A 5,263-nucleotide genomic window follows, 5' to 3' on the forward strand; every position below is an offset into this window, starting at 1 on the left:
TCGAAATCGTATCCGGCCTGTGCGAAATAGAACCGTTTTTTGTCGAGCAGGTAGTTCTCTTCCCCAAAGATATAGAGCTCTTTTTTGTCGAGGCTTTTGATACTCCCTTCGGGTCTGGCGGTGGTTGTCGTTTCATAGGCGTAGTGGACATCCAGAATCTGGCGTTGATTGGTTTTTTTACGGGTCATATGAAAATCGATCGAAATCTTCCGTTTGTCCTTGACTCCCGTCTCCGTTTCGATTCCCATATCGAAACTGCCGCGGGTGTAGGGCATCATGTTGCGAAGACGATTTTCGATCGTGTCGTTCTCTTTGACCGATAAAATGAGCCGGTCGATATTCTCGATTTTTATGAGTTCCTTGATCTCGTCGTGTTTGACGATGAGAAAAGCGTGGTCCTCGATCCCGATGATACGGCCCGTCGTCTCTTTTCCGTTGTAGAAGATATGGTATTCGTGCTCAGTGGTCAGCTGCTCGATGTTTTTGTAGTCGATCCGTATGCTTCCGGATCCGTATACGAGAGAAAACTGCACATACTTGGATGTCAACTCGGTGATACGTCCCTGCAGGACCGTACCCTTGACGACGATGGTATCCGTTTTGCTCGCCTTTTTTTTCAGTTTCAGCTCTTCTTTCTGCTCCGCACTCTTCGCCCTCTTTTCCAGGACGTTTTTGCGCGCTTCGGCGATATCTTCGTGGGTCACCTCGTCCAGACGTTCGCCGCTCTTGAGGGACGGGGATGAACCCTCTTTCGTCGCGTTGCTCTCCTGGGCCGATCCCAGGATGCAAAGCAGTACGAGTGAGAGCAGAAATCTAAGCATCGACCAGGCTTACTGCACTTCGATCTCTTCGACGATATCGAGACCGAAACCACCGAGCCCGACGAACTCCCTCCCCTTGCTGGAGACCAGGAGGCGGATGTTCTTGATACCGAGTTCGGAGAGTATCTGCGCACCGATCCCGTACTCCTTCATCGTATCGCCCCCCGATACGGCATCGTCCGCATCGACGAAAACGACGACACCGCCGTTGTGTTTGAGATAGTCGATCGAGTGTACGAGCTGTCTGTAACGGTGCTGGTTCAAAAAGAGATCGACATCTCTTCCTATATTATGAAATTTGACATTTTCGGTCTCGTGGAGTTTGTAGAAGATGAGGGCCGTATGCCGTTTGCCCTGATGGTCCGTAAAGACCCTCTTTTCGACTTTCGTATCGAAAAAGTCGATGATCTCCTCCCCTTCGAGCCGTACGAGTCTTTCGTTGCGGAGTCTGTACTCGACCAGATCGGAGATGTAGACGATGTTGAGGCCGTGTTTTTTGGCGAACACTTCCAGATCGTCGCGGCGGGCCATCTGACCGTCTTCGCGCATGATTTCGCAGATGACGGCGCTGGGCGCCAGACCCGCCAGCCTGCACAGATCCACGGAGCCCTCCGTATGTCCGGTGCGTACCAGCACCCCGCCCTCCTTCGCGATCAGGGGGAAGATATGCCCCGGCCGTACCAGATCTTCCGGCGTGCTGATGGGACTGGCCAGAAGTTTGATCGTCATGTCCCGCTCGAAGGCCGAAATCCCCGTCGTCGCTTCCCTCGCGTCGACCGAGACGGTAAAGGCCGTCTCGTGTTGGGAGTCGTTGTGCTGCACCATCGGCTGCAGCTTCAGCCTCTCTGCGATATCTTTGGAGATGGCCACACATATCAGCCCCTTCGCCTCCGTCGCCATGAAGTTGACGTGTTCGGGCGTCGAGAAGGTCGCCGCGTAAACCAGGTCCCCCTCGTTCTCTCTGTCCTCGTCGTCGATCATGACGACCATTTTCCCATGTTTTATGTCTTCTATCGCCTGTTGTACTCGTTTGATTGGCATCGTCTCTTTCGTCCTGTTTCGAAATTTGAAAAATTATATCCTAAAACTCTTGACATTAGCCTGCTTTTGCATTATAATTCTGCCCGTAAACAAGCCAACAGGCTCCTCAAAGTCTGGGGTGTCGCCAAGTGGTAAGGCAGCAGGTTTTGGTCCTGCCATTCGGGGGTTCGAGTCCCTCCACCCCATCCACTTTCTTCTGTCGCGGGATAGAGCAGTTTGGTAGCTCGTCGGGCTCATAACCCGAAGGTCGGGGGTTCAAATCCCTCTCCCGCAACCAATCAAATTCCTCCAAATTCAATTTACGAGTTCATCCATCATCCATTCAGTAAAAAGTGATATGACTATTCAGCCTTCGAGCGTACACCATCAACGTTCCCACCATATTTTCGGTGATATTGGGTGATCGCCTGATACTTCGATTATCAACTTCATCAATTCAACTCCATTAACAATTCAGTAATTTAAATAATTTATGAAAAAAATCCAATTTAAAAAGTAAAATTTAGGTAATTTAGGCTCATTTAAGTTTGGATTTAATTACATAGGATTATACTGGTATTGAATCGTTAATCACCAAGGAGAAAATATGGCAAGAGTAGTTGTAATGGGCGGCGGAGTTTCAGGACATACCGCGGCGACGTTTCTGCGTGACTGGTTGAGTGCCGATCACGAAGTGGTCGTCGTCACACCGAACAGCAAGTGGAACTGGATCCCTTCGAACATCTGGGTCGGAGTCGGCCGCATGAAAAAAGAGGATGTCGTTTTCGATCTGGATCCTGTCTATAAAAAGGCCAACATCGACTACCGACAGGCCAAAGCGCTCACGATCCACCCCGAGGGTAGCAAAGAGAGCGACACTCCTTTCATCACCATCGAATATACCGGTCAGGGTAAAGAGGGCGAGAAAGAGGAGCTGACCTACGACTATCTCATCAACGCCACGGGACCGAAGCTCAACTTCGCGGCGACCGAAGGACTCGGACCCCACGGCGGCCACACCGTATCCGTCTGTACGGCGGATCACGCCGTTCATGCCAACGAAGAACTGCACAAAGTCATCGCCAAACTCAAAGCCGGCGAGAAGCAGACCCTCGTCATCGGAACGGGGCATGGTATGTGTACCTGCCAGGGCGCGGCGTTCGAGTACATCTTCAACATCGACCACGAACTGCGCGCCGCCGGCGTCCGTGACAAGGCGGAAGTCATCTGGCTCACCAACGAATCGTTCCTTGGAGACTTCGGAATGGGCGGTATGCACGTCAAACGCGGCGGCTACATCGCTTCTTCGAAAATCTTCGCCGAATCGCTCTTCGCCGAACACGACATGGAGTGGATTCTGGGTACGCACGTCACGAAGGTCGAAGAGGGAAAGATCCACTACGAAACCCTCGACGGCGACACAGACTTCCAGGAGTTCGACTTCGCGATGCTGATTCCTCCGTTTGGCGGCGTGGGCCTCAAAGCCTACGACAAGGAAGGCGCCGACATCACCGACAAAGTCTTCGCCCCCAACGGCTTCATGAAAGTCGATGCGGACTACAGCGGCAAGCCCTACGAAGAGTGGAAAGCCTCCGACTGGCCGAGAACGCTTCAGAACCCCGACTACAAGAACATGTTCGCCGTGGGCATCGCTTTCGCTCCGCCTCACCTGATGTCCAAGCCGATGAAAAACCCCAACGGCACACCGATCAACCCGACACCTCCGCGTACCGGTATGCCTTCGGCGATGATGGGCAAAGCGGTCGCCCAGTCGATCCGCGACATGATCAACGGCGCCAAAGAGCCGACCCACACCGCCAGCATGTCTGAAATGGGCGCGGCCTGTGTCGCATCGGCCGGCGCGGGATTTTTCAGCGGAAAAGCGGTCTCCATGACCGTCTATCCGGTCGTTCCCGATTACGAGAAGTATCCGGGTGTCGGACGAGACCTGAGCTATACGACCGGCGAGATCGGTCTGGCCGGCCACTGGATCAAACATTTCCTCCACTACGCGTTTATGTGGAAGGCGCAGCTCAAGCCTGGCTGGAAAATCATTCCCGAATAAAATTCAGAAAAGAAAGGAGATAAAATATGGCACATCAACACGTAGAGCATCTGGACCCCTACAGCCCGCAGTCGGGTACGATGATTCCGGGAGGACTCGTCAAGTTCATGCGGACCTGCGTACTCTGGCAGATCATCCGCTTTCTCGTCATCAACCTTCGTATGACGAAACTGATCCTCAAATCCCACCACTGATATCCGCAAAGGTGCTTCGGCACCTTTGTTCTGGGTTTTAGAACCCATCTCAAAGATCCCCATGGGCGGGAATGGCACCCAAAAGGTGCGATGACGAGGCGAAAAGCGCAAGGCGATGCCAAAGCATCGTCGAGCATTTTCAACGAAGTCAGCGTGCTTTTTGGGTGCCACCCTTACGGGCGGAGCGATTTTGCCCCCTCTCTTTGTTGGTTCTCCTTGACGATGCTTTGGCATCGCCTGCGTCGAACCGCCGCGATAGGAAGCAAAATCGCTTCCGTTACCGCTTATGGGGATTTTTGAGATGGGTTCTAATCTCTACAACACGGCGAACGCTAATAAAAATCGTACTACCATAGCTTCATGAAAAAACTTGCCGCACTTCTGTTTTTGACCATCTCTCTCTCGTTGTCGGCAGCCGAAGGAAACGATATGTCTGAAAAACTCGAAAAAGCGACCCTTGGCGGCGGATGTTTCTGGTGTCTCGAAGCGGTCTTTGAAGATGTCAGAGGGGTCGTGAATGTCGTCAGCGGATACGCCGGCGGCCACACGGAAAATCCCGACTACCGCAGTGTCTGCAGCGGGGAGACGGGCCATGCGGAAGTGGTGCAGATCACTTTCGACCCCTCCGTTGTCAGTTACAAAGAGCTGCTCGACATCTTCTGGAAGATCCACGATCCGACGACACCCAACCGTCAGGGCGCCGATGTGGGTACCCAGTATCGATCGGTCATCTTCTACCACGACGAAGAGCAGAAGAGAATCGCCGAGGAGAGCCGAGCCGAAGCCCAGAAACTTTTCGCCGCTCCCATCGTGACCGAAATCGTTCCCCTGACGAAATTCTGGCCCGCGGAAGAGTATCATCAGGACTATTTCAGAAAAAATCCCTATCATGGATACTGCCGGGCGGTTGTAGCGCCCAAAGTGGAAAAGTTCAGAGAAAATTTCAAGGAGATGGCCAAATGAGTGAAAAGATGATCGATCTGGAAGTGAAGGTAACGATGGAAGAGATGAAAAAGATCGGCGAATATTGTAGGGACAAAGGTGTCAACTTCTCCGAGTGGATGCGCTCGCTCGCTCTCAAAGAGATCGAGCGCAGGGCACAGGAAAAAAAGGAGGAGGAGAAACCGGCCTGATCCCCAAAATCAGGTTTTGAAATTCTCGAG

Annotated in this window: 6 protein-coding genes and 2 tRNA genes; 6 read left to right on the forward strand and 2 right to left on the reverse strand. The window is 52.6% G+C overall.

What is annotated here, in order from left to right:
- Together Q1K23_RS07310 and Q1K23_RS07315 are read right to left on the reverse strand one after the other, a co-directional pair.
- On the reverse strand, positions 1–821 hold an 821-nt coding region (locus Q1K23_RS07310), incomplete at its 3' end, for a hypothetical protein (protein WP_300363490.1).
- Positions 822–830: 9 nt separating this feature from the next.
- Positions 831–1,862, reverse strand: coding sequence for a bifunctional 3,4-dihydroxy-2-butanone 4-phosphate synthase/GTP cyclohydrolase II (locus tag Q1K23_RS07315; protein ID WP_300363491.1), 1,032 nt, complete (start codon positions 1,860–1,862; stop codon positions 831–833).
- Positions 1,863–1,976: 114 nt separating this feature from the next.
- Between Q1K23_RS07315 and Q1K23_RS07320 the strand changes: the two genes are divergently transcribed.
- From Q1K23_RS07320 to Q1K23_RS07345, 6 genes are all read left to right on the forward strand, one after another.
- Positions 1,977–2,051, forward strand: a tRNA-Gln gene (locus Q1K23_RS07320).
- An 11-nt stretch (positions 2,052–2,062) separates the two neighbouring features.
- Positions 2,063–2,139 (forward strand) — tRNA-Met (locus tag Q1K23_RS07325).
- A 309-nt stretch (positions 2,140–2,448) separates the two neighbouring features.
- Complete coding sequence (locus Q1K23_RS07330; protein ID WP_300363492.1) at positions 2,449–3,906, forward strand: FAD-dependent oxidoreductase; 1,458 nt, start codon at positions 2,449–2,451, stop codon at positions 3,904–3,906.
- Positions 3,907–3,932: 26 nt separating this feature from the next.
- The gene (locus Q1K23_RS07335; RefSeq protein WP_300363493.1) at positions 3,933–4,100 is read left to right on the forward strand and encodes a hypothetical protein; all 168 of its coding nucleotides are present in this window, start codon (positions 3,933–3,935) and stop codon (positions 4,098–4,100) included.
- A gap of 429 nt (positions 4,101–4,529) precedes the next feature.
- Complete coding sequence (gene msrA, locus Q1K23_RS07340; RefSeq protein WP_300363494.1) at positions 4,530–5,063, forward strand: peptide-methionine (S)-S-oxide reductase MsrA; 534 nt, start codon at positions 4,530–4,532, stop codon at positions 5,061–5,063.
- The gene (locus Q1K23_RS07345; protein ID WP_300363495.1) at positions 5,060–5,233 is read left to right on the forward strand and encodes a hypothetical protein; all 174 of its coding nucleotides are present in this window, start codon (positions 5,060–5,062) and stop codon (positions 5,231–5,233) included. The genes msrA and Q1K23_RS07345 overlap by 4 nt, the downstream gene beginning before the upstream one ends.
- Positions 5,234–5,263: the final 30 nt, after the last annotated feature.

The organism is Hydrogenimonas sp. (assembly GCF_029933015.1).
Classification (GTDB): domain Bacteria; phylum Campylobacterota; class Campylobacteria; order Campylobacterales; family Hydrogenimonadaceae; genus Hydrogenimonas.

Bases quoted from the DNA above. Each gene is read 5' to 3' on its own strand.
- Q1K23_RS07335 (WP_300363493.1), top strand. From the start codon at position 3,933: ATGGCACATCAACACGTAGAGCATCTGGACCCCTACAGCCCGCAGTCG.
- Q1K23_RS07330 (WP_300363492.1), top strand. From the start codon at position 2,449: ATGGCAAGAGTAGTTGTAATGGGCGGCGGAGTTTCAGGACATACCGCG.
- Q1K23_RS07345 (WP_300363495.1), top strand. From the start codon at position 5,060: ATGAGTGAAAAGATGATCGATCTGGAAGTGAAGGTAACGATGGAAGAG.
- Q1K23_RS07315 (WP_300363491.1), bottom strand. From the start codon at position 1,862: ATGCCAATCAAACGAGTACAACAGGCGATAGAAGACATAAAACATGGG.
- msrA (WP_300363494.1), top strand. From the start codon at position 4,530: ATGTCTGAAAAACTCGAAAAAGCGACCCTTGGCGGCGGATGTTTCTGG.